A 26,608-nucleotide genomic window follows, 5' to 3' on the forward strand; every position below is an offset into this window, starting at 1 on the left:
CAGCGACTCCTCGCGATGGCCGCCGCGATCTGGCACAACAACAAGACCGGCGCACCCGTCACCCGGTCCCTGATCGCCTACGACCACTGACGGGACTTCGGAACAACTCGTCTAGGCCCCGCAGGACCGTACCGGCGGCGTTGAGGGTGACCGCCAACCGGGGATGATCCTGGCCGCGGTTGGCTTCCCCCAACTGGATGGCTTCATCGAGCGCGGCGAGCGCTTCCGGAAGTCGTCCGCTCGCCCGTAGCGCCATTCCGGTGCGGGTCAGGATCTCCGGCAGGTCGGGAGCGGCGAAGTCGTGCGGCCGGCGCAGAATGTCCGTGGCCGCGCCCAGGACGCCGAGGGCCTGCGCGTACTGCCCCTGGATTCGGAGATACTCGCCGACCCGGGCGTACAGCGAGACCACCTGGCGGAGCGCGACATTGTGCTCGGCGGCGTGTCTGGCGGCGGCGAGCGCGTGCGGGACGACAGTGTCACAGACCGGCCAGTTATCAGCTGCCGTGACATCGAGTGGCAGCGCGTGTTCGGCATAGATCGCTGCGATGCCCGCGCAGCGCCGACGGTCAGCGGCAGTCAGCGACTGCCGGGCCAACGTCTGCACCAGCCGGTGTACGGTCAGGCCGTCCGGGCTCGCCTGTAGCAGCGAGTACCGGCTGAGGATGCTGACCGCCTGGTTGTAGACGATCCGGTCGTCATGCAGGGGACGCAGCCGGCGTGGATGGTCCGGCGACCACCGCAGCATGGTGTGCGGGATACCCTCCGGGCTCAGGAAAGCGCAGAGGTTCAGCAACTCCTGCGCGATCGGCAACTCCTTGCGGATCGTCGCCACTGCCGTCAGCCAAGTGGACGCCACCGTGCGCGGATAGTTGGACAGCGAGCCGAGAGCCAGTACGTCGGCGGTGCGTGAACGCAGCAGATCCAGGTAGTCACGGATCGACGTCGAGGTCTCCTGCATGTAAGACGATGCCTGGTCGAGGGCCAGCGGCAGATCGCCGAGGAAGGCGGCGAGCGCGTCGGCGTCGTTGCGCTGGCCGGCCGGCGGCGCCAGAAACGCGACGGATTCCGACCGCTTCCACGGCGGCACGATGATGACGGCGGCGTTGCGCCAGTGCTGGTTCCTCGTGGTCACGAGGACGTGCCCGGACCGCCGCTGTGGCAGGTAGTCGTCGACCAGTTCCTCTGCTTCGGCGTTGTCGAAGACCAGCAGCCAGCTGTCGCGCTCCTCCAACCAGTGCCGGATGACGTCGACCTGCTGGGGCTGCGGACTCGCCGGATCGACCGGCAATCCGTGCGCGCCGGCCAGCCCGAGAAAGTCGTCGTCGAGCGTGACACGGTTCTCCGCCCGTAGCCACCAGACGACCGGGTACTCGGACCGGTAGTTCTCCACGTACGCGAGGGCGAGTTGGGTCTTGCCGACTCCGCCGAGCCCGGCTAGGGCCAACCGTCGCTGCTCGGTCAGCGACTCGTGCATCTCAGTGAGAAGCCCGGCCCGGCCGGTGAACCGAGGGGTGAGCTTCGGTCGTGGCGTGCTGGGCGGAAGCGGTACCCGGTCGGTCGCCATCGTCATCTCCTCCGCTGCAATGTCGCGTGTCGTCACGAACGCCGACGCCACCACGAGCGCGAGCCCCAACCCCGCGAGCAGCAACTGGCGTACCGGCGAGTCGACAACCGGGATGCGGACGCCGAGCATCTCCACCCCGCCGGCTGCGATCGCCGCTACGACGCAGACGATCCCGGATGCCGACAGCTGCGGGTCGAGCCGCCGCCCCGGGCGGACGCTCCAACGACGGCGTCTCATCGTGCCGCCCACCGCAGCGGGCCGTTCACCGGTCGATATCGTCGCGGGCCTCGGCCGATCTTGCTTCCAGTAACGCGATAACCTCGTCGAGCCGGCCCGCCTCGTTCAGCGCGGCCCGCCGGGATCGACGCGCGGTGTTGAGTCCGAAATCGAGGTACGCCGGCAGTAGGTGGGGCGCACGATCGCGCAGCGCCCGCAGGTGAGCCTCGATCGTTCCGACGTCCGCACGGCGTACCGGCCCGGTCAACGCCTGGTCGCCGTGCCGCAGGGCGTTTTCCATCGAGGCACGCACCAGCGGGGCCAGCACAAACCCGGGGTCCGGCACGCCGGCTGCCATCAGTGCCTCCATCGCCGCGGCCAGCAGGGTGATGAGGTTGTTCGCACCGAGGACCAGCGCGGCGTGGTAGAGGGTACGGTCCTCGTCGGCGATCCACACCGGAACGCCCCCCACATCGCGCACCAGTTCCTCGGCGAGCGGCCGGTCATGCGGTCGGGTGGTGACCGCGTACGCCAGACCGGCCAGATTGTCGGCATCGGTCGGGAGGCCAGGAAAGGTCATCGCCGGGTGGACGGCGAGCGGCACGGCACCGGCCTCGGTCGCCGGTGCGAGAACCGCCAAACCGCACGCACCGCTGACATGCAGCACGATCTGCCCCGGTTGGAGCAGGCCGCCATCCGCCAATTCGGCGGCGACCGATCCGATAGCGTCGTCGGTGACGGAGAGCAGGAGTATGCCGGCGCTCTTGGCAAGCGTGGGCACGTCCCGCAGCGGGGTGCCAGGAAGGACGTCGGCTGCCCGCTGGCGGGACGCCTCGGACCTCGCGTTGACCCCGACGAGCTCGTATCCGGCGCGGACCAGCGCCAGTCCGAGAGCGGTGCCGACCCGACCGGCACCGATGACACCGACCGGCCGGTCCATCATCGTCGGCACTTGCATCCCTCGCTTCGACCGAGTTCATGATCGGCGGCGAGTAGCCCCCGAGTTACATTCGGCAACACCGTACCGGACGTCGGTAGGGTGCGTCAGCGACCGCAGGTGGGGCGCTCGGATCAGGCGCTGGGGGTGTGGGGTGCTGAAGATCCATCCCGCACCGCCGAAACCTCGACTCGTGAGCGCGGCCTACTTGTGGCGTCAGACTGGAACAGCGCGATGGGCTGCAGCGAGTCCACTGAACGGCCGGGCATGGTGGGTGAGTGGCTGACACTCACCCACCACCCCGGCAGTTGTTCGCTGAAACCGGAAACCGGGTCTTGACAGTGGATTGCTGCGGTGGCTTCATAGACCGGTCCTTTTTGTTCGGGCGGAATGTGAGAGATCTGTTCATGTCTGGGGAGCGGTCGCTGTGGGCGCACAGTCCGGGTAGGAACAGCGGTCGCTGGCATCGACTTGAAGATCATTTGCGGGGGACCGCCGAGCTGGCCAGGCGTTTCGCGTCGCCGTTCGGTGGTGGCGAGTTGGCGTACTGGCTGGGTGCGCTCCATGATGTCGGGAAAGCGTCCTGCGCCTGGCAGGATAAATTGAAGAATGTCGCCAACTCCGGTCAGCGGGTCGGCATCGATCACAAGTCGTTGGGGACCCGGATCGCGTATGAGCGCGGGCTCGGCGGCTATTCAGGGGCGATCTTCGGCCACCACGGCGGGTTGATCGACACCAACTCGTTGGGGAAGGCCCTCAAGCAGGGATTCAGCCGGGCGCAGGACGTCACCTCTGCCGAGGCCGAGCTGCCCCGGCTGCTGCCCGACCTGCCACCCGACCTGCGGCAGACCATCCCCGACGCGTGGCTGCAGGACCATCTTGTGGGGGAGATGGCGCTGCGGCTGTGCTACAGCGCCCTGGTCGACGCCGACGGTCTCGACACCGGCGCGCACTTCGACGGACTGGCCGCGCCCCGGGTCCGCACCGATGCCGACTTCGGCCACCTGTACAAGCTGTTCGAGCAGCGCCGCGCCGCCATGCTTGAGCATCGTCGAGCCACCATGCTCGCCGCCGGCAAGCCGTCGCCCGTGGACGACCTGCGCGAGCAGGTCTACGCCCAGTGCGTCAGCTTCGCCGACCAGCCGCCGGGGATCTACCGGCTGCCCGCGCCGACCGGGGCCGGCAAGACGCTCTGCGCCGCCGGGTTCGCGCTGCGGCACGCCGAGAAGAACCAGCAACGACGCGTCATCGTCGCTGTTCCGTTTCTGACCATCACTGGGCAGAACGCCGCCGTCTACCGTGGCATGCTCGACGAGCCCGGCGCCGAGCCGGTCGTCCTGGAACACCACAGCCAGGTCAACTTCGAGGACGCCGCCGCCGGCCGGTGGGGCCGACTCGCCGCCGAGAACTGGGACGCACCGTTCGTCGTGACCACCTTCGTCCGCCTCTTCGAGTCGCTGTTCGGCCGCCGGCCGTCCGCGATGCGCCGGGTGCACCGGCTCGCCGGATCGGTCATCGTCCTCGACGAGGTGCAGGCCCTGCCGCACGACATGCTCGTCCCGATCCTCGACGGGCTGCGGCTGCTGGTGCGGCACTTCGGCACCACCGTGCTGCTCTCCTCGGCCACCCAGCCCGAGTTCTGGTCGCTGCCGACCATGAACGGCGTCGACTACACCGACGTGCTGACCGACGTACCCGCCGTCGCCAACCAGCTCAAACGGGTCCGCTACGAATGGCGGCTCGACCCCGCCCCGACCCTCGCCGACATCGCCGACCAGGCCGCCGACGACGTCACCACCCCCGCCGGCCGGCCGCCCGCAGCGATGGTCGTCGTCAACACCACCGCCAACGCCCAGGCCGTCTTCGACACCTGGCGCGACAGCGGCGACCTCGACCACGCCCGGCACCTGTCCACCCGGATGTGCCCGGCGCACCGGCAGCGCGTACTCGAAGACGTCCGTGACCGGCTGACGAACGACGAGCCGGTCCTGCTGGTCTCCACCCAGCTCATCGAAGCCGGCGTCGACGTCGACTTCCCGACCGTCTACCGGGCGATGGCCCCCGCCGACTCGCTGCTGCAGGCCGCCGGCCGGGCCAACCGGGAAGGCCGCCTCGACCACGGCCGCGTCGTCATCTTCGCGCCCGCCGACGGCGGCGCTCCGGAGACGTACAAACGGCTCGTCGGCGCCGCGACCACCCACTTCGGACCCGGCCGCGCCGACCCCGACGACCCTGACGCACTCGCCGCCTACTACCGCTCCATCTACAGCACGCTCAACCTCAACGACCCGCAGCACATCGGCCAGCAGATCCAGCGGTCCCGGGCCGCCTGGGCGTATGAGACCGTCGCCGACGGGCCGCTCGACGACAGCGGACACCGTGACCGCAAGCGCGCCTTCCGCATCATCAGCGCCGACAGCATCTCGGTGGTCACCCCACAAGGCGCCGGTACGCCCGACGAACGCGCCCACGTCGAAGAACTCGTTCACCGGGTACGCACCGCACCCGTACCCGACATGCGTGACCTGCGCCGGTTGCAGCCCTACACCACCACCGTCCACCCGGGCGTGCCTCAGCGCGACGCCGGTGTGCGGGCCCTGATGCAGCCGATCCTCGGCTCGGACGTCCGAGTCGGCGCGCTCGTCGAATGGCGCGGCGACTACGACCCGCACACCGGCATGATCTTCGACCCGAAACTGGAGGACTTCATCCTGTGACCACGGAAGTCGTCAACGGGCTGGCCTTCCGCCGCAGCAAGGACGGCGACCTGCCGATCGCCGTCCAGGTCAGCGGCGACGCCGCCCTGTTCTCCCGCCCCGAGCTGAAAGTCGAACGGGTCACGTACCCGGTGATGACCCCCACGGCGGCCGTCGGTGTCCTCGAAGCGATCTACTGGAAGCCGGAGATCCGCTACGAGATCGTCGCCATCGAAGTGCTGAAACCGATCAAGCAGTTCACCATCCGCCGCAACGAAACCACCGACGTCGCCCCGCTCGCCGACGCCATCCGCGGCAAACGCCGAGTCGACACCGTCGCCCACCGCGACCAGCGCAACGCCGTCTGCCTGCGCGACGTCGCCTACCGCATCCACGCGCACCTGGTGCCCGCCGCCCACGCCGACAAACCCGCCGCCGCCTACCGCGACCAGCTGCGCCGCCGGGTCCGCCGAGGAGCCTGCTTCCAACAGCCCTACCTCGGTACGCGTGAATTCAGCGCCGACTTCAGCTGGCCCGACGACACCCCGCGCGACACCAGCGTCAACGAAGAAGTCGGCATCATGCTGCACACCATCCACCGCGACGGCAAAAACCAACCCCGGATGGAATGGTTCGCCGCCCGCGTCGTCGAAGGCGTCCTGCACGTCCCGCCACGCGGTATGGAAATGGCGCTGCCGTCCGCTGGCGGAGCCGCCTGATGCTGCTGCAACGCCTCGTCGAATTCGCCGCCACCAGCGACGACGTGCTTCCGCCCTTCTACGGCCGCAAACCCGTACGGCTGATCGTCGACATCGACCGGGACGGCGGCTACCGGGGGCAGACCGACACCGCCAGCGACGCCGCCGGTGCCCGGATCGGCATCGAACGGAGCGTGCCGGCCGTCACCCGTACCGTCGGGATCGCCCCCACCCTCGCCGTCGACAACGTCGAATACGCGCTCGGCTGGGTCGCCGACGGCGGCAAAGCCGACCGGATCGGCAAACAGCACGACGCGTTCGTCGAACTCATCCGCGACTGGGCCGAAGCCGAACCCGACGGACCCGGCCCGGCGGTCGCCGCCTTCTACCGCCGCCGCCAGCACCACAAGGTGCAGCAGCCGGACAAGTGGGGCCGGGCCGACATGGTCGGCATCCGGGTCGGCGGAGAGTTCGCCTTCGAGCACGACAGCGCGCGTCGCTACTGGGCGACCGTCGCCGCCGGCCGCAAAGGGCTCGGCCGGGCCGGCCGGTGCCTCGTCTGCGGCGAGGTGCGTGACCTGCTCAAGACCATCCCGCAGCAGATCCCGCAGCGGCTGCTGCCCGGCGCCACGCAGGGAGCGTCGCTGGTCAGCGTCAACGAAGCGGTGCACGGCTACGAGCTGACCAAGTTTCTCGGCAACACCCCGATCTGCGTCACCTGTGGACTGACGTTCATGTCGTCGCTGACCGTGCTGCTCAGCGACACCGACCACCATGCGAGCCTGCCCGGCCAGAACGCCCGGCTGACCTGGTGGGTGATCGGCGGGGCGTCGTTCGACCCGATGGGGCCGCTCGACCAGGAGGACGAGAAGTCCGCGCTGGACATGATCGTCAGCCCGACACGCGGCACCGAAGCCACCGTCGACGACCTGTCGAAATTCTGCTCGGTCACCGTCTCCGGCAACGTCGCCCGCGTCGTCGTCCGCGACTGGGTCGAAATGCCGCTGCCGGCGGTGAAAGCCAACCTCCGTCGCTGGATCGACGACCACAAGATCGCCGGCTGGGACGGCAAGCCGACCCTCGTCAAGCTCGTCCAGCTCACCCGGGTCGCCGGCCGGTGGCAGCCCGGCCGGGGCAGCGGCCCCGGCAGCTGGACCAAACTCGGCGCCCGAGGCGAGGACCGCCCCGGCGGCCTCTACCACGCGCTGTGGCGGTCAGCGGTCTTCGGTGCGCCACTGCCACCCAAGATCCTCGCTCACGTCATCGACCGCATCCGCACCGACGGCCGCGTCGACGCCGCCCGGGTCGCCCTGATCCGACTCGCCGTCCTGCGCCGCCCCGGGCTTCCTCCGTACCACGCAGAAAGGCTGACCCCGACGTTGAACGACGCCAACCGCGACCCCGCATACCTGTCCGGTCGCGCCTTCGCCGTGCTCGACGACCTGCAACAGGCCGTCTACCGCGCCGCGAACCAGCAGCTCAACACCACCTTCGCCGAACGCTACATGGGCCGGGCGATCACCAACCCGCAGGCGGTGCTGGTCAACGGCCGTCGCTCCGCAACCGCCTGGCTGCGACGGCTGCGCGGCCCGCTCGGCAAACCGGCCTGGGCCGGCGCGTACGCCAACCGACTCGACGACATCTTCGCGCAGATCGACGCCGACACCTCGATCCCCAGCTCCGCCATGCTGACGCAGAAAGCCGCGTTCGTCCTCGGCTACCACCACCAGCGCGCCGCGATGCGAGCCGAACGGATCGAAGCCGCCGCCAGCAAGAAGAACACCGACCTGCCACCCGCCGACCTGCCGCCCGGTGCGGACGGGACGCCGGCAGCTGACGCACCTGAAGGAGATGCCGCATGAGTGCCGCCCACCTCGACCCCGCCCGCCGTCACGACGTCGTGATGTTCTTCGATGTAACCGACGGCAACCCCAACGGCGACCCCGACGGCGGCAACCAGCCCCGCACCGACGACGAAACCGGCCAGGGTCTCGTCACCGACGTCGCCATCAAGCGCAAGATCCGGGACACGGTGGCCCTGATGCGCGGCGACGACCCCCGGTACGGCATCTTCGTCGAAGCCGGCCACGCCCTGAACACGCGCATCGAGGAAGGGCTCGCCGCCGCACCAGGGCGGGCGGACCAGGCGCAGCAGTGGCTCTGCGAGCACTACTTCGACATCCGCATGTTCGGCGCGGTGCTCAGCACCGGCGCCAAAGGCGGCGCCGGGCAGGTACGCGGTCCACTACAGGTCGGCTTCGCCCGCAGCATCGACCCGATCCTGCCGGCCGACCACGCCATCACCCGGGTCACCCAGACCCGCCAGGAAGACATCGACAAAGGCGAACGCACCGAGATGGGCTCGAAGTGGACCGTCCCGTACGGTCTCTACCGCGCACACGCCTTCTACTCCGCGCCGCGCGCCGCGAAGACCGGCGTCACCCCCGACGACCTCACCGCGCTCTGGCGGGCCATCGCCATGATGTTCGACCACGACCGGTCCGCCACCCGAGGCGAGATGAAGCTCTGCGGGCTGTGGATCTTCAGCCACCCCGACGCGCTGGGCGTCGCCCCCGCGGCCAGCCTCACCAAGCGGATCCAGGTCAGCCGGACCAACCCCGACAAGCCGGCCCGCCAACATCTCGACTACCAGCGGACCATCGCCGACACCCCGCTGCCCGATGGCGTCCAGGTCACCACCGAGGTGGACCTCTGGCTGTGACCGACCCGGTCGAGAGCGACAGCGGGATCCGCGAGGTCCCGCTGTCCGCCCTTGAGCACTATGCCTACTGTCACCGGCAGACCGCGCTCATCCACGTCGAACAGGTGTGGGACGAGAGCGCGGAAACGGTACGCGGAGACCTCAGCCACACCGCCGTCGACCTGCCCGGCGTCACCCGCCGGGCCGGCGCAACCGTCGTACGGTCACTGCCGGTCGGCAGCCAGACGTACGGGCTGCGCGGAGTCTGCGACGTCGTCGAGTTCACCGGACAGGTCGCCACACCGGTCGAATACAAAGTCGGCCGGTACCAGGCCGGGGGACCAGCCGAGCTGCAACTCGGCGGGCAGGCGCTGTGCCTCATCGACGCCGGGTTCGAAGTGCCGCTCGGCTACATCTACTCCGTCGCCGAACGCCGCCGCCACCCGGTCACCATCGACGACACACTGATCGAGCAGGTCATCGAAGCCGCCGGGGCGGTACGGCAAATCCTCGGCACGTCGAAACTCCCGCTCGCCCGCAACGACAAACGCTGCCGGCGGTGCTCCCTGCGCGACGCCTGCCTGCCCGAAGCCACCGACGGGCACAGCCGGCCACTACTCGACCTGTTCACCCCGCGACCACTCGGAACCTGGCGTGACTGAACTGCTGAACACTTTGTACATCCAGAGGCCGGGCACGAGCCTGCACTTCGACGGCGACACCCTGCGGGCCTTCCACCCCGACGACGAGCCGAAGACCCCGCCCAGACGGGTGCCACTCGTCCGCCTCGACCACCTCGTCGCCTTCGGCGGAGTCAACATCAGCCAGGAACTGCAGCTGCGCTGCGCCGCTGACGGCCGGTCCGTCACCTACCTCACCGGCAATGGGCGGTTCCTGATGCGTACGGTCGGGCCGGCCACCGGCAACCCGCTGCTGCGGCAAGCCCAGCACCGCGCCGCCGACGACACTCAACAGCGGGTGTCGATCTCAAAGGCCATGATCGCCGGGAAGATTCACAACAGCCGGCAGGTGCTGCTGCGTACCGCCCGGGACAGCTCCGGGTTCCGTCAGACCGCGCTGCGCGCCAGTGCCGACCTGATCGCCGAACGGCTGAACCTGCTGCGCGACGCCACCACCATCGACGAAGTGTTCGGCGTCGAAGGGATCACCGCCCGGGACTACTTCGCCGCCATGCCGCACCTGGTCACCAGAAGCAAAGAATGGAAGGTCGCCGGCCGCAACAAACGTCCGCCCACCGACCCGGTCAACTGCCTACTCTCCTTCCTCTACGGGATGCTGCGCGGCGCCGTGCACGGAGCGCTCGAGCAGGTCGGGCTCGACCCGTACATCGGGCTTCTGCACGGCGTACGGTCCGGCAAGCCGGCACTCGCGCTCGACCTGATGGAAGAGTTCCGTCCCCTGCTCGTGGACCGGCTGGTCTTCACCCTGCTCAACCGGCGCGAACTGAGCGACAAGGACTTCGATCACCTGCCGAACGGCGCGTACCAACTGACCGACGATGGGCGCAAGAAGGTGTTCACCGCCTGGGAGAAGAGCCGGCAGCGGGCCTGGCCGCACGCGTACCTGCGGCGTGACGTCGAAGGCGCACTGCTGCCGCTCGTACAGGCGCGGCTGCTCGCCCGGCACCTTCGCGGCGACCTGGCCGCGTACCAGCCGTGGACGGTCGCCTGAAATGGACCTGCTCGTGACGTACGACGTCGAGACCACCACCCCGGCTGGTGCCCGCCGGCTGCGCAAGGTGGCGAAGATCTGCGAGGGGTACGGGCACCGCGTCCAAAAGTCGGTGTTCGAAGTAGTGTGCCGGGACGCGGACAAGGTCAAGCTGGTCGCGGCCATCGAGGCGGTCATCGACCCGACCCGCGACAGCGTACGGATCTACCGCCTTCCCGCGATGGCGCTCGACGACGTCGAACATCTCGGACGTCCCCGTGGGCTCGATCCACGCGGCCCGTTCGTGATCTAGGAACCTCCGGTGAGCACGAAATCCCAGGAGGTTCCGAACCAGTACATCGGGCAAAATGCCCGTATCGGCTCGCCTGCTAATCGGAAGTCAAGCGATTTACTCCTATTTTCGCAGCTCGCGAGCCGCTGCACCGGGTCCCCGGACCCGGTGAGGATCGCAACCAGGGTTGAGGCGGTCGACCGTGGCGCGGTCGGTGTCGCTGCACCGGGTCCCCGGACCCTGTGAGGATCGCAACGAGGGATTCGCCGATGCACTGGTCGAGTGGAACCTCGCTGCACCGGGTCCCCGGACCCGGTGAGGATCGCAACGGAGCTCGGGACGCGATGCGCGCGGTCGAATCAACGCTGCACCGGGTCCCCGGACCCGGTGAGGATCGCAACCGCAACACCACGCCAGCGTCAGTCAGCGCCTCGGGCTGGCTGCACCGGGTCCCCGGACCCGGTGAGGATCGCAACCTTGGGATTCGGGATGGTGCGGATGGTTCGGGCGGCGGGCTGCACCGGGTCCCCGGACCCGGTGAGGATCGCAACTCCAGCCCGAACACGGTGCGGTGGTGCAAGCCGCCCTGCTGCACCGGGTCCCCGGACCCGGTGAGGATCGCAACCGCGAACACGCCGACCATCTGCCGCATCGCGGTGCGCGCTGCACCGGGTCCCCGGACCCGGTGAGGATCGCAACGAGCTGCCCGGTCGGATGTTGGAGGACGAGGGCATCGAGGCTGCACCGGGTCCCCGGACCCGGTGAGGATCGCAACCTGGCCGTGCCGGTCGACACCACGACGGCACCGACCGGTGGCTGCACCGGGTCCCCGGACCCGGTGAGGATCGCAACGCCCTCGTAGGTGTCGAGGCTGTAGGTGATGGTCAGCGGCTGCACCGGGTCCCCGGACCCGGTGAGGATCGCAACCTTCCTGGCGGCGGCTACCGCCCCGGGTGGTACGCAGGGCTGCACCGGGTCCCCGGACCCGGTGAGGATCGCAACCGGTGGGGCGACTACCAGCGGACCTGCCCGCCCGACCGCTGCACCGGGTCCCCGGACCCGGTGAGGATCGCAACGGGGCGATCAAGAGGCCCGGGTCGTCGCTGTGGTGGCGCTGCACCGGGTCCCCGGACCCGGTGAGGATCGCAACAGCGATCGGAACGGCATGCCGTACAGGGTCTGCCCGCTGCACCGGGTCCCCGGACCCGGTGAGGATCGCAACTCTTGGTTGTCGACGACGAAGCCGAGGAATCCGCGAGTGCTGCACCGGGTCCCCGGACCCGGTGAGGATCGCAACGACCGACGCGCTTCGGCGTGGTGCGGGCCGTTCACCCGGTGGGGTGGCTGCACCGGGTCCCCGGACCCGGTGAGGATCGCAACGCGCACCTGCACATCGGCCGGAGGCGGCTGCTGACCGAGCTGCACCGGGTTCCAGGACCCGGTGAGGATCGCAACGTGGGTCCGCCGCCCGGATTGGTTCGCTGCTCACGGCTGCACCGGGTCCCCGGACCCGGTGAGGATGCTGGCCACGCTGCTGCCGGCCCGCGCCGTCCGGCAAGGCTCGGTCCGTGGTGCCCTCGGCGGCCAGCGGGGCACGTCGAAGGTCGATGGCCTCGGCGCGGTGGCTGGGTTGGCGCTCCTTGTCGTGGGGGTGGTGGCGTTGCCGGCAACCCACAAGGGCGGCCGCAGATGCTTGCCGCTGGCGGCGTTGCGCTGTTGCTCGGCGTCGTCGCCAGCACGCCGGCGCTGGTGCGGATGAGCGGTCGAGTCGCTGGTCTGCTTCCCACGCCGTCACGGCTGGCGTTGCGCCATGCTGCCCGGCATCGGCTCCGTACGGCTGCGGCTGTTGCCCCGGTGACCGCCGCGGTCGCCGGCAGCGTCGCACTTGCCCTGGCGGGCGCGGCTCGCGGCGAAGTGACCCCGAGCCGACTCGACGCCCGTCCCGGCCAGGTGCTGGTCCCAATGGACGCGGCGGAGAAGCTGGGGCCGGACGGTCTGCGACGGGTCGCCGGTGCCCTGCCGAGCCGGGCCACGGTCAGGGTAGTCACCGCTACGGACCTGCAGGCCGGCCCGACCGCGACGGTGTCCGTCGCCGCCGGGCAGCGGGACGTGGCCGTCGGCGGGGCGGAGGTCATCCGGTTGGTGACCGGCCGGCCCGCCACCCGAACCGAGCAGGAGGCGCTCGACCGAGGTGACGCGGTCGCGTTCAACGACACACTGGTGACGCCCGATGGCCGTGTCGCGCTGTAGTCGGATGGCCAAGGGCTCACGTTGTTGCCAGCCGTTGTTGCCAGCCGATCGGAGTACTACACGAGGCTTCTCGGCCTGGTGATCGCGCCGGAGACCCCGCAGCGGATCGGCCTGGACACCAGGGTCCGGCTCGTTGTGGTGGACACGACGCAGATGCCGGATGAGCAGGAGCTGGCTGCGGCGAACTCGATCCTGCTCGCGGCGCAGCTCACCGCCGCCGAACCTGCGGAGTCGCCGGTCACCGTCGTGGCGAGCAGGTGGCGGTCGGACTGGCGTCGGTGGAGCTGCGGCCGGACTTGGCGACCATGGCTGCGGTCGGCGCGGCTCTCCGCGTCCGCCGACGCATCACGACAGCTCAGGCGTGGCTTATTGTCTGGGTCGGCACCGTGCTCGGCCTGCTTTCCGGGATCGGCCCGGCGGCGGCTTACATTGGTTTCAGCGCCGAGCTTCATTGGTACGTACCGTGGTTGGCGTTGCTGGCCATCGTGCTCGTGCCGCCTCTGCTTGCCGTGATCATGGCAGGGCGTGTCGTCCTCGGCCAGCAGGTGTCTCTGCTCAGCGGTCGAGATGGCTGGCTGTCTCGTCGATCAGCGCGTCCGCCAGGTCGTGTAGGAGCGTGACCGCCTCTGCGGTTTCCCCGGTGGGGGCTACCGCGCCCGCGTACACCATTAGCACCAGGTTTTCGTGGCGGATGAGGTGGGTGACGTCGAGCTGCGAGGCGGCGAAGTCGCCGAGGGTGAAGTCATCGGGATCCAGCACCAGTGCCGTCTGGAGCGATTTACCGCTGTCGCCCCACCAACCGGTCAGATCGGCGGTGGCGGGGTCCGGCCCGGTCTCCTCTGGTAGATCAATGTAGTTCGCGACTTCCTGATCGTAGGCCTGCACCGCGCCCGCCACGCCGTGGTAGACGCGGACCTGTATCGCGCCGGACGGCTGGAACTCGCCGAGTGCGGTGGCGAAGTGCTCGTCGGGTGCGATGGCGCCGAAGTCGCATCGCTCCCGCCAGTAGGTGCGTTCCGTGCGATAGTCCGAGCCGTCCTCATGGGAACGGGCGAGGTCCAGAGCAAACCGACCGAACACCGCCTCGAATTGCAGCCGGGAGCACAGGTCCTCAGGGATCTGCCCGTACCGTGGGTTCGATTCAGGCGGTGGTGTCGGGCCGCCAGCACCGCATCCGGCAGCGACGACCACGAGCGCCACTGCGACGATGCCGCGCCGGAGCCGACCGGTATGTAGACGCATGGCAGTCCTCCAGGGCCGTCGTGTCGAAATGCCGTCAGGGTAGGTAGAAATCGTTGCCGTCGACGCCGGACACGATGTTGGGCTCGACCGGGATGAGCCTGCCATCCCCGTCGCCGATTCGGAGCGAGTCGACGCGGTCGAGCGCTTCCTGGGTCACTTCCTGCAGGGCCGCGTGCTGATCGCTGTCATTCTCGACGATCTGCCCGATCGCGTCCGAGACCGAGTCGAGCAGGTCAGCGGCGGTGCTGCCCTGCAGATTCAGCGCCGCCCAGCCGCCATCTGGGATGGTGGTCGCGGCGATGCTCACGCCACCCGCGACAACGCCCGAACTCGCCACCCACAGGCCACCGACGGTCGCCGTCGCGCCACCGAGGATCCCGCCGAATACGGTCGCTGCACCGCCGGCGATGATCAGAATGTTGCGTAGCGACTCCTGCCGCGCCAGCTCCGCCATGCTCTGGGCAAGTTCCAGCTGTTCACGTAGCGCCTCACCGGTGTAGTGCACCACGTTCATGAGGCTGTGCTGAGTGGACTCGGCGATGGCCTTGGCGGCGGTGACGCCAGCGGCGAGCGCGGTGAGTAGCTGCTTCTGACTACGCAGAATGTGCTCGAACGGGTTGTAGAAGTTGGTGGCGAAGTTGTCGGCCGCCTCACCCTCCCAGTTTCCGAGGCTGTGGCTCAGCTTGCCGAAGTCGGCGCTGACCTCGTCTGCCAGCGCGTCGTGCGCGCTCAGGATCGGCTCGATGCACTGGCTATCGTACCAGGCGCCAGCAGGCCAGGTATACGGCTTGACCCGGGTGGTGATGGCATCGACCTCGGTGGCCGCCCACGTCGCAGCCTCACGGGCCAACGTCCGAAGATGTTCCTCGACCTCATCCTTGCGGCTGTCGTGCCATGGCATGCGTACGTAGTCCGCCGGTACGTGGTAAATCTTCGTGAAGGGGAACGTGGGCCCGAAACGGACTTCGATGTAGTGCGTGCCGGGGCCGACCGGTGTCTGATGCCACCAGCTGGCTTTCTCTTCCTCCAGGAAGGCCATCGCGGTGTCGATGTAGCGGAGTTCGGCGAAGTAGCCCTGGATTTCCGAGAGCGTGCGGTAGAACTCCTGCGGGTCGTAGGTGATCGAAGGCTCGCTCATCAAACCTCCGTCACGATCGCGAGTAGGGGTCGGAGCAGGGCTCGGTCATCTCAAATACCACCGATTCGTCCGTCATGGGTCGGTCTGCTCGGCGGGGGATCGTGCACCCCGGGTAGTTCAGGGATGTGCGGCGGCGAGGTGCCGTACTCCTCGGCGTTGTCGTGCAGCAGCCGGGAGAATTCGTCTGCGGCCAGCTCGTCGGTGGCGGCGTACGAGTCGGCGATGTCCACGAGCGCCGCACCGACCTCCTGCATGCGCAGGCAGGTCTGACGGAACACGTCGTGCGCCTCGTCCCGCAACTCCATCAACCGCAGGTGCGCCGGATGCATTCCGAGCCCCGGTCGATCGAACTGCGTCTCCAACCCGTCGACGATGCTGTGCATCCGCCTCGTCAGCCTGGCGTAGACAGAGGCAATCTCCGGAAGCTCGTTCCGGCCGGCCCGGTACAGGTAGTACAGGTGCGCTCCGAGGCGTCGACCGGCACCGACATCACCGAGGCTGTTGTCGCCGGTGTAGTCCGGCCGCCAGTCTGGCTCGGTCGGGTCGGGCATCGCGGCCCTCCGCTCGATCGTTGCAAACAGTGACGGTCATGTTTATGCGATCTGTTGTAGCAGTGCCGCTCCACTGGATCGGTCCGGGGTCGGCTGGTTCGCGTGGTCCACATACCATCGACATATGCTCTCCGAGGAATCCGTCGTCACCGTGCCCGCGGATGCCGGTCCGGGGCCGGTGGCCGGCACCGACGTGGTCCTTCTGCCGCAGGGGTTCGACCACGGCACACCGGTCTACCCGGCGCACACGACCCAGTTGGTCGACCAGTTGACCGCGCAGGGGGTCACCGCGCGTACCTGGCATCCGGCGGCGGAGTTCGAGATCGTGTCCACCCGGGGCCCGGTTGCCGACACGTTGCTGCAGATCGCGGTCGGCATCGCGTCGTCGGCCGGCTGGTACGCGATCCAGTCGCTGCTGCGCAGCCGCTCCGGCCCGCTGCGGGTGATCGCCGTGTTTGAGCAGGACGGTCAGCGGCGGCGGGCGGAGCTGGCCGGCGACGCCGACGACGTGGTCCGTGCGCTGGAGACATTGGACCCGTTCGGGCCGGGACGGCTCGATTGATCCGGGGCGGGTCGGCCCGGTGCAGGCGGAACGGCCGGCCCGATGTTGGACCCGAGTGACGTCGAGCGGCGTGTGCCGTCCCCGCAGGGGGCGGAGCGTCGCCGGATCATCGCCGAGGTAGCCGGTCTGCTCGAGGAGTCGGACGTGGTCCGGGATCCGAGCAGCCGCCAGGTGCTGCTGCGGCTGGTCGAGGAGGCGTTCGGCGGGCCGCTGCGGCTGCGTGACCTGGCGGTGTTACGGCCGCAGTTGGTGGACCTGGTGACGGCCTGCATCGACCGTACCGGCGGGCTGCGGCTGCTCGCCGAGTGTCTCGACCTACTGGAGCCGGCCGGCGCGCGGACCCTGACCTTGCTCCAGCTGTCCGACGAGTGGCAGGTGTTCGAGCAGTTCGCCGATCACGATCTGGGTTGGCTGCGGGGTGACCTGTCCGAGTTGCGGGTGACGGCGCGGTGGCGTCGGTTCGTGGTCGAGTGCCGGCAGGAGCCGCCGCCGGAGCACTGCACCTCGCTGTGGCATCTGTTCGCCCATCTGGCGGTGGCGCCGTCGAGTGCTGGTTTGGCGGGCGACGGGACGGGGTTTGGCGGGGTGCCGCACTGGTTGCGGCTGCTCGGTCGGCTCGACGACAGTGTGCCGGCCGAGGCGCGGCAGCGGCTGCGCCAGCTGATTCGAACCCTGGCCGATGAGTGGGACGTGCCGGAGGACGCCCTCGTCGGGGTGGGTGGGACCCGCTTCGGCCGGTCGCCCGTCGCGGCGGTCGCCCCCGCCGCCACCGCCGCCACCGCCGCAGCCACCGCAGCCGTGGCGGACGGTGCCGTCGGCCCCGCGACGGCTTACCTGGTCATCCAGTTCGAGAAGTACGGCGGTGACGACGACACGTTCATCATGTCCCACTGGTATCAGTGGGCGTCGCCGACCTGGGCACCGGTGCGGGGTGAGCATCGCCGAGTGCGCTACGGCGACCTGGAGGCTGCGGTCGACGAGGTGCTGTCGGAGACGGAGCGGCGCTGGGCGCACCAGGCGGGGCCGGTGACGATCGAGATCGTCCTGCCGTGGCAGTTGCTCAACGAGCCGGTCGACACCTGGCGCAAGGAACTTCGGTCGCCGGTGCCGAGCCCGTTGGTGGTGGAGTATCCACTGGTGATCCGCTCGTTGGAGCGGCTGCGTTCCCCCGAGTGGCATCGGCGGTGGCGGGTGCGCTGGCGTGGCGTTGCTGCGGACGGCGGGTCTTCTCGGATATTCTGCGCCGCGCCTGATCAGGTCGACGCCCAACTGGAGGCGTTGCTGACGGGTGACGAGGCGGCGGTCGTTCTGGTGTTGAGCGATTCTCCGTTGCCGGACAGCGCGGCCGAGCGGCAACTGCTTGTCGGCGTACGGTCCGGTGTCCCAGCCATCGTCTGGCACCGCGATCCGGTGTTGGCCGTTGAGCTGTGCCGGGTGCTGCGATCGATGGTCGAGTCGGCGAATGGGTTCGCCGGGGGGATGGCGCAGCTGCCCATGCATGTCGCAAAGTTGAGGAAGTCGGCCTGGGGTGAGGATCCGTCTGCTTCGGGCCGGCACGTCGGGCACGGCTTTGTGATCTTGTGGGACGATCCGCTGCGGCAGCCCGGACAGCCTGGCTCAGCCGGCGACGACTTGGGAGAGGCCCGCGAATGAGCGGAGACGGTCACCGGGGGACGGTCGGCGGCACCATCCGCCCCGGTGGTGCTCCATGATGGATTCGTTGTCGTCGCGTGGGTCGGCCTTTGCGGTCCGTCCGACCCTGCCCGAGCCGGCCCGGCAGTTGGAGATCGCCGGTCGTCGTGAGGTCCTCGTCGTCATCGACGACGATCCGGTGATGGAGTTCTGGTCCGACGAGTTCGCCGACTTCCTGGCGATGCTGCGCGAGCAGGAGTGCTTCGCCTCGGTGTCGGTCCGGTCCGTGGTGGTCGCCGACGGCGCGGTGCGCTGGCGTGACGCCCCGCACGCCCCGCTGACCGTGCCGTCGGGTGACGGCGGGCCGCCGGTGGTCTTCCTGGTGACGCACGGCCGGTCGCCGGCCTGGACCACCGGGCTGATCTTCCCGGTGCTGGTCGGCTGGGCGGCGTTGGCGGCGTTGGCCGTGGTCAACGTGCTGCCGCAGCAGCACTGGTACGACCGGGGAATGGACACCGCCGAAGTGCTGTGGACCCCGGCCAGCGCCCGGCTACCGACCGCCGAGCGTCCATGGCGGATCAGCGTGCCGGACCCGTGGTCGGCGGCGGAGCCCGGCGGGCCGGAGCGGACCGCGGTGCCGGTGATCGAGCGCGGCGGCGACTGGCTGTCGCGGTGGGCTCGGCTGCTGGCCGGGGCGACGGCCGGCACAGTGCGGATGCCGGCGCTGCTGGTGAGTTTGTCGGATCGGGTTGCGGGATCGGGGCGGGTACCGCGTTGGTCGCGGTCGACGCTGCGGGCGAGCGAGCTGGTCGCCCGGTTCCGGGCCAAGGCGTCGCCCCGGGCGTTCGCGTTGGCGACCCGGCTCGCCGCCGCTCCGCTGACCTCGCGGATCATCCGGGCGGTGCAGCGGACCGCCGGGCGGCTCGACCCGGCGCATCTCACCGAGGTGCTGACCAGTGACCTGATGCGGCCGGTCCGACACGGCGGTGGCACGTCCGGCGATGACACCCGGCTGCGGTACGAGTTCCGCCACGGGGTTCGTGACCAGTTGCTGGCGTCGAGCTACCGGGACCGTATCATCGAGGTGCAGTACACGGTGGAGAGTGAGCTTGGCCGGGACATCGAGGCGGTGCGGAACCTGACCCGTCGGGTCCGCAGCCCCCGCCAGGCCACGTACCCCCGGGTGACCCCGGCGTCCGAGCCGTTTCTGCGGGTCGAGCTGGCGGTGCACGTGGCCTTGGGCGGCCCGAACCTGGTCGCCGCCGAACGGCTCGGTTGGGCGTTGGGTTCGCCGGTCCGGGCCCGCAGATCCCGCAATCCGGCGACAAATCCGCAAGCGAGTCATACAGGTATGGAGCCGACGATGTCTGACATAATGGCGTCGCCGGGAGCGCCCTTCCCGTTCGGCGCCCGGCAGCAGACGCCCCACCCCGGACCCGACCCAGAAGGGAGTGCGGTGTCTCCGACCGGCAGTGTCGTCCCGCCGACCACCGCTGTCCTGCGCACCCAGCGACGCGACCAGCAGCCGGCCGTCGTCGGCAACCTGCCGCCGCGCAACGCCAACTTCACCGGCCGGCGGGCGCTGCTCGACACGCTGCACCAGCGGCTGCGCGCCGGCACCACCGCGGTGCTGCCCGAGGCGGTGCACGGTGCCGGCGGCGTCGGCAAGTCCCAACTGGTCGTCGAGTACGTCTACCAGCACCAGCAGGACTTCGACCTGATCTGGTGGATCTCCGCCGAGCGTCCGGCGCAGATCCAGTCCGCACTCGCCGAGCTCGCCAGCCGGCTCGACCTGCAGGTGCCGGCGACAGCGAACACCGCCGTGCCGGCGGTGCTCGACGCGCTGCGCATCGGACGCCCGTACGCCAACTGGCTGCTGGTGTTCGACAACGCCGAGGACCCCGACGACGTGGAACGGTTCTTTCCCCGGGGTGGGCCGGGCAGCATCGTGGTCACCTCGCGCGACCCCCGGTGGGGCCAGATCGCCAGCGGCCTGCCGGTCGACGTGTTCGACCGGCAGGAGAGCATCGAGCTGCTCCGCCGCCGTGGCCCGGACCTTCTGGTCAGCGACGCGGAGCGGCTCGCCGCCGCGCTGGGTGACCTGCCGCTGGCCATCGAGCAGGCAGCGGCCTGGCGCGCGGAGACGACGATGACCGCCGACGAGTACCTGCAGCTGCTGCACGACAGCCAACCCGACGTCGACGACGTGACCGAGGTGGAGCAGGACTACCCGCCGCTGGTCGCTGCCGCCTGGCACATCTCCCTCAACGGGCTGCGGGAGCGGGACCCGTCGGCGCTGCGTCTGCTGCAGGTCTGCGCGTTCTTCGCGTCCGAGCCGATCGGTCGGTCGCTGCTGTCCAAGCCCCGGTTGCAGATCCACCCCGACCTGGATCCGCTGGTGCGCAGCCCGATCCGGCTCAAGCAGGCGATCCGGACCATCGGCCGGTTGTCGTTGGCCCGCATCGACCACCGGACCAACTCGTTGCAGATGCACCGGCTGGTCCAGCGGGTGCTGATCCACCAGATGAGCGAGCAGGACCGCAAGGACCTGCGGCACAGCGCCCACCTGCTGCTCGCCGGCAACGACCCGGACGAGCCGGACGACGCCGACCACTGGCCCCGCTACGCCGAGCTGTACCCGCACATCGTCGCGTCCGGCGCGGAGACCTGCCGTAACGAGCTGGTCCGGGACATGGTGCTCAACGAGGCGAAGTACCTGTGGCGTTGGGGCGACCACATCGGTGCCCGCGACCTCGCCCAGCGGGCGTACCGGTCGTGGATCGACCGGGGTGACGACACCGACCCGGACAGTCTGCGGATGGCGACCTGGCTCGGGTTCATGTACTTCGTCGTCGGCGACTACGCCGCCGCCGCGAAGTTGAACGCCCGGACGTTGCAGCTGTACCGGCAGACGGTCGGCGACATTGAGGAGGAGACGCTCGACGCGCTCGGTGCGGTCGCCGCCGACCATCGCGTCGCCGGTGACTTCGACGGGGCGTTGGAGCGGTCGATCACCGTCTACGAGCAGTCCAAGCGCAACTTCGGTGACGAGGAGCCGTTCACGCTGCGGGCCGCGCACAACCTCGCGGTCAGCATGCGGCTGTCCGGGCTGTTCGGTCGGGCGCTGCAGCTCGACGAGCAGACCTACGAACAGTTGGTGCACATCTACGGCACCGACCACCCGGTCAGCCTGAACACCCTCGGCGGTATCAACCTGGACCGGCGTGAGCTGGGGGACTACGTGACGGCACACGCCAGCCAGGAGAACCTGGTCGCCGACGCCCGCCGGGTGCTCAAGTACGACGACCATCCGGACCTGGTCCGGCAGAGTCACCAGCTGGCCGGCTTCCGGCGTAAGGCCGGCCAGCACCATGAGGCGCTGGACCTGTCCACCGACGCGCTGCGGCGGTTCCGCATCCGCTACGGCGACGACCACCCGGACAGTGTGCTGGCCAACCTGACCGTCTCGATCGACCTGCGGGTCACCGGCGACCTGCGGGCTGCGCGGCAGGCCGGTGAGGCCGCAGTGCAGGGTCTGCGGGCGCTCTACGGCGAGGACCACCCGCACACCGCGGGGGCGCAGGTCGACCTGGCGGTGACGTTGCGCCTGCTCGGTGAGCACGAGCAGGCCCGCGAGATGGCCGATGAGGGCTTGCGCCGGCTCACTCAGCGGCTCGGGGGCAGCCACGCCCTGGTGTTCGCCGCCCGGGTCAACCTGGCCAGCGCCTTGTACGAACTTGGTGAGTACGAGACGGCGCGGGCGCTCGACGCCGAGACGTTCGACAGCTGTACGGAGCAGCTCGGTCCGGGCCATCCGATCACCTTGGCCTGCGGGGTCAACCTCGCGATGGATCTGCGCGGGCTGGGCCAGGATTCCCAGGCGAGTCTGCTGTTCGACGACATCGTCGACCGGTTCCGGTCGACGTTCGGTGAGCTGCATCCGGCGACGGCGGCAGCGGCGGCCGGGGTGCGGGCCAACTGCGACATCGATCCGCTGCCGCTGTGACCTGCCCCGGCGAATTCGCTCCGGAACTGTACGGCCGGGCCCGGATTCAGTGGCGGGTCCGGTTCAGAAGCAGCCAGCCGGCCGGATCCGCCGGCCGGTGCGCGTCGGCGGGCAGTCCGGCACCGACCCAGGCCGCCAGCTCGACCGGATCGGGTACGTCGACCGGGGCGCCCCGGCGGGCGGCCTGCCGCAGCGTCTCCATCACCAGTTCCGGCCGGTGCAGCAGGGCCCGCACCGCCGGATGCGTCGACCCGTCCGGCCAGGTCAGTCCCAGCCCGATCCAGCTGTGCGCCGCCGTTGTCCCGGCCGCCAGATCGGCTGCCAGCTGCCGCAGGTAGCCGGCGCGGGCCCGGTCGGCGTCGCCGCCGACCAGTGCGACGTCGGCGGCGGTCGCGCCGGTGACCAGGCCGGTTACGGTGTCGGGGGCGGCGGTCAGTCGGTCGAAGCCGGCCGGGTCGGTCAGCCGGTGGCGGGTCAGCACCGCGCGGGCGTCGAACCAGGCCCGGTCGGGGCGGGTCAGCGTGGCCGGCCGGCCGTCCCGGGCGTCCGCCAGGCAGGCCGGCAACGGCCGTCGGCCGGCCCAGGCGGCGGCCAGCTCGGTCCGGGCGGCGGCGTCGAGCCGCAGGTTGTGCGCCCGCCACAGCGCCCGGTGGTCGACGGCCATCCGGTCGGCCAACCGTTGCGGGCCGGCCGGTACCTGCTCGGTCCCGAACGTGGCGACCGTGTCGTGCAGGATTTCGACGAACCGGGTGCCGTGCCCGGTCAGCCGGCCCGAGTCGAGCAGTGACCGCACCGCGTGCCGGGTCTGGCGACGCCAGAGCGCGAACTCGAAGTTGGCCAACGCGACCTGCCCGGCCGGGGCGTGCCGCCGGTGCACTCGCCAGAAGTCGGTGATCCCGGCGAACGCGTACACCCCCTGCAGCAGCCCGGCGACGGGGCGCGGGTCGTCGCGCCATGGTGCGTAGAACCGCCGGTCGGGATCGTCGTTCACCAGGGTCAGCAGATGGGCCAGCGCGCCCAGTTTGTGGTGCTGGATCTCGTGTACCAGCGTCATCGCCAGCTGGGTGGCGTCGTCCGGTTCGGACAGCAGGATGGTGCCGAAGGCTTCCGCGCCGGAGGCGGACAGTTGGCGGAACCGTTCCCGGGCCGGCAACGGCGCGACGGTCCGCAGGATCGCCGCGACCGTCCGGGCGCGCTGCGGCTGCTGCCGTACCAGCAGCTCCCAGGCCTGCTGGAGCTGGGCCTGCCAGCGGCGTACCTGGTCGGTGCTCAGCGGTGCCGGCGCTGCGGGTCCGCGCAGGTCCCGGTAGACGTCCCGATCGAGTAGTTCCACCCGCAGGTCGATCCCGCCAGCGGTGGCGACCAGCCGGACCGGCGGATGCCAGTGGGGGTCGCCGGGGCCGACCGGGTCGCCGCCGCCCGCGGTGACCGTGACCGTGCCGGCGGCTGCGACCACCTGTACCCGCTCGATCCGCGGGGGGAGTTCCACGGCGGCGACGGTGGGCAGCGCGAGGTGGCCGTGGCGGGCCGGGACCACCAGGTCGAAGCTGAGCCCGGCGCGGACCGCAGCGGCGGCGGCCAGCGAGTGCAGGTAGCCGACGTCGACCCAGAGCGGCGGATCGCCGGACCTTGCCGAGGTGAGCCGGCGCAGGGTGTGCGCCACCCAGATGCCGACCTGCGGTTGGGCGACGACCTCCTCGGTGGCGTCCGGGTCGGCGCGGTCGGCACGGACCAGCAGTTGCCACGCAGTGTCGACACCGGACAGCGGGCCGGCGGCGTCGGTACGGCGCGCGACGGCGTCCACCAGTGCGCGCAGCGCGGTCAGCCGCCAGCTACGTTCGGAGCCGCGCAGGGCTGCTGCGGTCCGTTCGTCGCCGCCGGTGGTGGCCAGCTGCCGGAAGTCGTCGACGGCGATTGCGTGGGTGGGTACCGCCGCCCGGCCCGTCAACCGATCCGGTCTTCCGCCAGGGGGTCGGCTCCGGTGGCCCGACTGGCGAACGATCCGCTGTAGCCGCTGATGCTGCCCTCGGCGTCGGCGATCCGCTGCCGTACCCGGACCATCGCGGCGGTCATGTCGGAGTCGTCGACGCCGCGCAGCGTCGCCACGTCCACCGTCGACAGATCGAGCATCTCGGACTCGATACCGGCCGGGGTGCTGTCCATCAGCGGTAGCCCTTCACGAAAGGTGACGGTCGATGTCCTCATCATCGCTTATCCCCGCACGGCAACGGAAGCGCCGGGGCGCATGCGTCACAGCGCCGACGTCGACCGGCGGTAGCTACCCGGCGAGCCGCCGGACCGTCTCGGCGAGGTGGTCGACGGCAGCGTCGTCGCTGGTGAAGAAGCGTACGGCGGCGACGAGTTCGGACAGTCCGGTGGCGTGGTGCAGGCAGCCTCGGACGGTGCTGACGGCGTCGATCCGGGTCGCCGGGTTGCGCCGGATCGAGGCGTACACCGACGGGGGCAGCAGAGACAGAATTTCCTCGCGGTCGTTCGGCCGGCGGAACTCCGCGATATCCAACAGCGCGTCCACCACCGCGCCGATCGCCGCCGTCGACGGCCGCACCGGCCTCTCGACGGGCTTGCGCGACCCGCCCGGGTCCGCCGCCAGCAGCAGACCTTCGTCGCCGGACGCGTCGCGGTACCACAGGTAGGTGGGGGTCTGCCCGGTCAGACCGTCGGCCCGTAGCGTGGTGAACCGGGCCCGCAGCCGCTCCGCGAGCCGTTGCGGGTCGGCCAGCGCCGTGAGGCCGTCGGCGTCCATCAACCGCAGCAGCTCCCGGCTGAACAGTCCGGTCCGCTGCCGGTCCAGGTTGGCGGCGGGCTGACCGACGGCGGCGGCGAACAGCACGTCCTGGCTGCGTCCGGCGACCGGGTCGCCGCTCGGGAAGGTCTCGTGCCCGTCGATCCGGCGCGGCCGGGCCGGGCCGTGCGTCTGGCAGACATCGACCAGCCACAGCTGCCGGTTCAGCACCGCGACGAGGTCCGAGGCGTACGTCGCCAGCAGCGAGTCCAGGTCGAGGTTGACGGCGTCGGCGTCGGTGGCGTCGGCGTAGTACAGCCGGCGTCGCCGACGCGGGTCGACGAAGCCGTGGCCGCCCCAGTAGACGTACAGTTCCCGCGCGGAGCTGGCAGGCAGCTCGCGCAGCAGCAGTTGGCGGACGGTGGCGCGGTCGGCGGGTCGCCGCCGTACCCCAGCCGGCAGGTCGTCGGCCGGGGGTGCCGGGTCGGTGAGCAGGTCCACGTTTCCGGTGGGTACGCCGTGGGCGACGAAGAACCGTGCGATCCGGACGGCGTCGTCGACCGGCCCGGTCAGGGTCCAGCCGTCGCCGGCCTGGTAGGCGCCGACGCCGACGGCGACCACGCGGACGTCGGGGCGCTGCGGCCCGGTCGTGGTCACCGTCCGACGGTACGGGTCGCCGACCCGGCTTGCGTCGTCTGGGGCCGCGTCACCGGCGGAGCGGGTGACGACTGCCCGGACATGTCGTTGGGCGACGTCGGCGAGACTTGTCGTAGACGGCGGCGAAGACCTCCCGGGCGGGATCCCGTAGCCAGTTGGCCGGCAGCAGCTCGACCGGCAGCTGTGGATCGAGGGTGGGGAACCGCCGGAAGGTGTCCATCACTTCGGGTCGTGCAGCGGCGCGAACCCCAGCCACCGGAGCTGGCCGCGCAGCGCCCGCCGTTGCGCGCTGTGCTCCTGCGGCAAGGTGAACGCGACCAGGGCCCACTGGCCGTCCCACGGCCGGGCCGTCGCGGTGGCGGTGAGGATCCAGTGTCCGCCGATCGCCAGGCTGGCGGCGGCGTGGGCGAGCCGGTACGAGCTGTGCCGACCGCGTCGACTGCCCTCGAGCACCTCATTGCGGGCGAGCCGGCTGATGGCGGTCCGGGCCCGGCGGGGGTGATGCCGGATTCGACGAGTAGCGCGACGATGGCGGCCGACGGCAGCCAGGCGCGGGTCCGCAGGGTGTAGTCGGCCAGCAGGGTCACCGCGAGGCACTGCGGCGAGTTGCCGGTCTGCCGTCGGGGCAGCCGCACCGGCCGGCCCGCCTCCTCCGGATAGATCTCCTCGATGCTGAACAGGCTCGTCAAGAGCGCTCCGGCGTGGCTCGGGGGCAGCGGTACCGACTGTAGACGGCGTGATTCCGATTTGCGCAGGTGACCTGGGTTGCCGGTTACCACCCGGACGTCGATGGTCCAGGTGACCAACTTCGGTAGCAGCCCGGGCGGAACCGACACCCTGGTGCCGTACTCGTTGCCGCAGCAGGCGGTCGACTTCCGGATCACCAACACCGGCTCCAGCGCCATCAACGGTGCCGCCTGCACAATCAGCTGGCCAGCGGCTGAACCACCGGTCCGGGCGGTCAGACAGGAGGGTCCCCGGGGGGGGGCGGGCTGGGGGGGGCACGGGACACCTCCCCCCCTCCTCTCCCCCCTTCCCCCTTCTTTTTTTTT

At 70.3% G+C, this 26,608-nt stretch carries 23 protein-coding genes and 1 CRISPR repeat array; of the genes, 12 read left to right on the forward strand and 11 right to left on the reverse strand.

The genetic code is table 11. From position 1 onward, the window contains the following. Nucleotides 1-58 precede the first annotated feature (58 nt). Both fxsT (ACXAHD_RS20590) and ACXAHD_RS20595 read right to left on the reverse strand, forming a co-directional pair. The gene (gene fxsT / locus ACXAHD_RS20590) at nt 59-1,801 is read right to left on the reverse strand and encodes an FxSxx-COOH system tetratricopeptide repeat protein (protein ID WP_289212947.1); all 1,743 of its coding nucleotides are present in this window, start codon (nt 1,799-1,801) and stop codon (nt 59-61) included. 25 nt (nt 1,802-1,826) lie between these two features. Next, nucleotides 1,827-2,738 carry a Rossmann-like and DUF2520 domain-containing protein gene (locus ACXAHD_RS20595; protein ID WP_475052568.1) on the reverse strand — a complete coding sequence of 304 codons (912 nt, stop codon included), beginning with the start codon at nt 2,736-2,738 and terminating at the stop codon, nt 1,827-1,829. 461 nt (nt 2,739-3,199) lie between these two features. Here ACXAHD_RS20595 and cas3 point away from each other — a divergent pair, with 461 nt between their 5' ends. The 8 genes from cas3 to ACXAHD_RS20635 all read left to right on the forward strand — a co-directional run bounded on the left by cas3 (nt 3,200) and on the right by ACXAHD_RS20635 (nt 13,025). Continuing rightward, complete coding sequence (gene cas3, locus ACXAHD_RS20600) at nt 3,200-5,434, forward strand: CRISPR-associated helicase Cas3' (RefSeq protein ID WP_281555126.1); 2,235 nt, start codon at nt 3,200-3,202, stop codon at nt 5,432-5,434. Then, nucleotides 5,431-6,132 (forward strand): type I-C CRISPR-associated protein Cas5c, encoded by a 702-nt coding sequence (gene cas5c / locus ACXAHD_RS20605; protein ID WP_289212946.1) that lies wholly within the window; start codon nt 5,431-5,433, stop codon nt 6,130-6,132. The genes cas3 and cas5c overlap by 4 nt, the downstream gene beginning before the upstream one ends. Next, on the forward strand, nt 6,132-7,973 hold the full coding sequence (gene cas8c, locus ACXAHD_RS20610) for a type I-C CRISPR-associated protein Cas8c/Csd1 (RefSeq protein ID WP_289212945.1): 1,842 nt from the start codon (nt 6,132-6,134) through the stop codon (nt 7,971-7,973). Before cas5c ends, cas8c begins: the two co-directional genes overlap by 1 nt. Continuing rightward, complete coding sequence (cas7c, locus tag ACXAHD_RS20615) at nt 7,970-8,833, forward strand: type I-C CRISPR-associated protein Cas7/Csd2 (protein WP_281555123.1); 864 nt, start codon at nt 7,970-7,972, stop codon at nt 8,831-8,833. The genes cas8c and cas7c overlap by 4 nt, the downstream gene beginning before the upstream one ends. Further along, entirely contained in the window at nt 8,830-9,474 is a 645-nt protein-coding gene (gene cas4, locus ACXAHD_RS20620; protein WP_289212944.1) for a CRISPR-associated protein Cas4, read from the forward strand. The genes cas7c and cas4 overlap by 4 nt, the downstream gene beginning before the upstream one ends. Continuing rightward, nucleotides 9,467-10,504, forward strand: coding sequence for a type I-C CRISPR-associated endonuclease Cas1c (cas1c, locus tag ACXAHD_RS20625; protein ID WP_289212943.1), 1,038 nt, complete (start codon nt 9,467-9,469; stop codon nt 10,502-10,504). The genes cas4 and cas1c overlap by 8 nt, the downstream gene beginning before the upstream one ends. Before the next feature lies 1 nt (nt 10,505). Next, nucleotides 10,506-10,796 carry a CRISPR-associated endonuclease Cas2 gene (gene cas2, locus ACXAHD_RS20630; RefSeq protein ID WP_289212942.1) on the forward strand — a complete coding sequence of 97 codons (291 nt, stop codon included), beginning with the start codon at nt 10,506-10,508 and terminating at the stop codon, nt 10,794-10,796. A 124-nt stretch (nt 10,797-10,920) separates the two neighbouring features. Then, nucleotides 10,921-12,302: a CRISPR direct-repeat array (repeat unit 37 nt; unit sequence GCTGCACCGGGTCCCCGGACCCGGTGAGGATCGCAAC). A 162-nt stretch (nt 12,303-12,464) separates the two neighbouring features. Then, complete coding sequence (locus tag ACXAHD_RS20635) at nt 12,465-13,025, forward strand: hypothetical protein (protein WP_281555120.1); 561 nt, start codon at nt 12,465-12,467, stop codon at nt 13,023-13,025. A 56-nt stretch (nt 13,026-13,081) separates the two neighbouring features. On the opposite strand, the gene ACXAHD_RS20640 is transcribed toward ACXAHD_RS20635, so the two are convergent. From ACXAHD_RS20640 to ACXAHD_RS20655, 4 genes are all read right to left on the reverse strand, one after another. Then, nucleotides 13,082-13,477, reverse strand: coding sequence for a hypothetical protein (locus tag ACXAHD_RS20640; protein WP_281555119.1), 396 nt, complete (start codon nt 13,475-13,477; stop codon nt 13,082-13,084). 103 nt (nt 13,478-13,580) lie between these two features. Then, nucleotides 13,581-14,267: a hypothetical protein gene (locus tag ACXAHD_RS20645; RefSeq protein ID WP_289212941.1), complete on the reverse strand. Its 687-nt coding sequence runs from the start codon at nt 14,265-14,267 to the stop codon at nt 13,581-13,583. 34 nt (nt 14,268-14,301) lie between these two features. Next, nucleotides 14,302-15,405, reverse strand: coding sequence for a hypothetical protein (locus ACXAHD_RS20650; RefSeq protein WP_475052573.1), 1,104 nt, complete (start codon nt 15,403-15,405; stop codon nt 14,302-14,304). Nucleotides 15,406-15,455: 50 nt separating this feature from the next. Then, entirely contained in the window at nt 15,456-15,956 is a 501-nt protein-coding gene (locus ACXAHD_RS20655; RefSeq protein ID WP_281555116.1) for a hypothetical protein, read from the reverse strand. A gap of 124 nt (nt 15,957-16,080) precedes the next feature. Between ACXAHD_RS20655 and ACXAHD_RS20660 the strand changes: the two genes are divergently transcribed. The 3 genes from ACXAHD_RS20660 to fxsT (ACXAHD_RS20670) are packed head-to-tail and all read left to right on the forward strand — an operon-like array spanning nt 16,081 to nt 22,156. Further along, a complete protein-coding gene (locus tag ACXAHD_RS20660; protein ID WP_281555115.1) occupies nt 16,081-16,518 on the forward strand; it encodes a hypothetical protein in 438 nt (145 codons plus the stop codon). Nucleotides 16,519-16,560: 42 nt separating this feature from the next. Next, nucleotides 16,561-18,171: a VMAP-C domain-containing protein gene (locus tag ACXAHD_RS20665; RefSeq protein ID WP_475052577.1), complete on the forward strand. Its 1,611-nt coding sequence runs from the start codon at nt 16,561-16,563 to the stop codon at nt 18,169-18,171. A 55-nt stretch (nt 18,172-18,226) separates the two neighbouring features. Next, on the forward strand, nt 18,227-22,156 hold the full coding sequence (gene fxsT / locus ACXAHD_RS20670; RefSeq protein WP_289212938.1) for an FxSxx-COOH system tetratricopeptide repeat protein: 3,930 nt from the start codon (nt 18,227-18,229) through the stop codon (nt 22,154-22,156). A 46-nt stretch (nt 22,157-22,202) separates the two neighbouring features. Here fxsT (ACXAHD_RS20670) and ACXAHD_RS20675 read toward each other — a convergent pair whose 3' ends face one another. The 5 genes from ACXAHD_RS20675 to ACXAHD_RS20695 all read right to left on the reverse strand — a co-directional run bounded on the left by ACXAHD_RS20675 (nt 22,203) and on the right by ACXAHD_RS20695 (nt 26,009). Continuing rightward, complete coding sequence (locus ACXAHD_RS20675) at nt 22,203-24,104, reverse strand: HEXXH motif domain-containing protein (protein WP_281555112.1); 1,902 nt, start codon at nt 24,102-24,104, stop codon at nt 22,203-22,205. After that, nucleotides 24,101-24,364: a hypothetical protein gene (locus tag ACXAHD_RS20680; RefSeq protein ID WP_281555111.1), complete on the reverse strand. Its 264-nt coding sequence runs from the start codon at nt 24,362-24,364 to the stop codon at nt 24,101-24,103. Before ACXAHD_RS20680 ends, ACXAHD_RS20675 begins: the two co-directional genes overlap by 4 nt. A 70-nt stretch (nt 24,365-24,434) precedes the next feature. Beyond that, complete coding sequence (locus ACXAHD_RS20685; RefSeq protein WP_289213585.1) at nt 24,435-25,556, reverse strand: effector-associated domain 2-containing protein; 1,122 nt, start codon at nt 25,554-25,556, stop codon at nt 24,435-24,437. Nucleotides 25,557-25,605: 49 nt separating this feature from the next. After that, a complete protein-coding gene (locus ACXAHD_RS20690) occupies nt 25,606-25,776 on the reverse strand; it encodes a PaaX family transcriptional regulator C-terminal domain-containing protein (RefSeq protein ID WP_348650071.1) in 171 nt (56 codons plus the stop codon). Further along, nucleotides 25,776-26,009 (reverse strand): hypothetical protein, encoded by a 234-nt coding sequence (locus ACXAHD_RS20695; protein ID WP_353850337.1) that lies wholly within the window; start codon nt 26,007-26,009, stop codon nt 25,776-25,778. The genes ACXAHD_RS20690 and ACXAHD_RS20695 overlap by 1 nt, the downstream gene beginning before the upstream one ends. 312 nt (nt 26,010-26,321) lie before the next feature. Here ACXAHD_RS20695 and ACXAHD_RS20700 point away from each other — a divergent pair. Further along, nucleotides 26,322-26,608: hypothetical protein (locus ACXAHD_RS20700; RefSeq protein ID WP_475052582.1), on the forward strand; the 287-nt coding region annotated here is incomplete at its 3' end.

This window comes from Micromonospora sp. ABR4_055 (assembly GCF_056160425.1).